Annotated in this window: 1 protein-coding gene; it reads right to left on the reverse strand. The window is 42.6% G+C overall.

Annotated features, from left to right (window positions below):
- Positions 1-12: 12 nt before the first annotated feature.
- Positions 13-764, reverse strand: a protein-coding gene (locus ACT3TU_RS14270) for an IS5 family transposase (RefSeq protein WP_225735277.1) whose coding sequence is annotated in 2 segments (ribosomal slippage) — positions 13-557 and positions 557-764 — 753 coding nt in all. Because the reading frame shifts where the segments join, the coding sequence is not laid out codon by codon here.
- Positions 765-849: the final 85 nt, after the last annotated feature.

Raw genomic sequence — 849 nt, forward strand, 5'->3', positions numbered from 1 at the left:
TAGGGCGTGTCTTCAATTCATTTTACAATGAACGATAGTACACGCCAGATAGAGCATTGACTTAAAATTACGAGCTAACTTCTCATAGCGAGTAGCGATACTACGAAAGTGCTTAAGCCTTGCAAACATATTTTCAACAAGATGACGTAGTTTGTACAAATAGCTATCAAACTCTGGATTAGGCTGTTTGGCATTCTTCCTTTTAGGAACGACAGGTATCATATTATGGCTGCGAGCTTTGTCTCTAATAGCCTCTGAGTCATAGCCTTTATCAGCGATGAAGTAATCAGCTTGTCCAATCATTTCAATCAATTCACCTGCAACTTGACTGTCGTGGACTTCACCCCCAGTGATTTTAAAATTGAGCGGATATCCATCGGCATCACAGGATAGGTGTATCTTTGTAGTTGCGCCGCCACGGCTTTGTCCAATTGCTCGCTCTTCACCAAGCCGAGCTCCACTTGCATGCTGATGACAGCGAACATAGCTTCCGTCTGTGAATATCCATTCCGTATCAATTTCTTTTCGTAAGCTAAAAAAAAATTCGCCCATAAGCCATTTTTTGACCAGCGGTTGAAACGACTATAGGCTGTTTTCCACGAACACAATTCTTCAGGTATGTCGCGCCAAGGCGCGCCGGTGCGTAGCTTCCACAGTATAGCTTCCATGACCTCTCGACTATTTTGTGTTTGATAGCAGCCGTACTTCATCATCGTCGATTGCAATTGACCCCAAAGCGTATCTGTTAATGCTTTTCTTGCCATAACTCGTATTTCTCACATCCACTCAATAGATGCGGTATTGTAGCTATTATTTATGGCTTATCCAATTGAAGACATGCCCTAGTAT

This window comes from Psychrobacter sp. AOP3-A1-26 (assembly GCF_052378235.1).
Taxonomy (GTDB): Bacteria; Pseudomonadota; Gammaproteobacteria; order Pseudomonadales; family Moraxellaceae; genus Psychrobacter.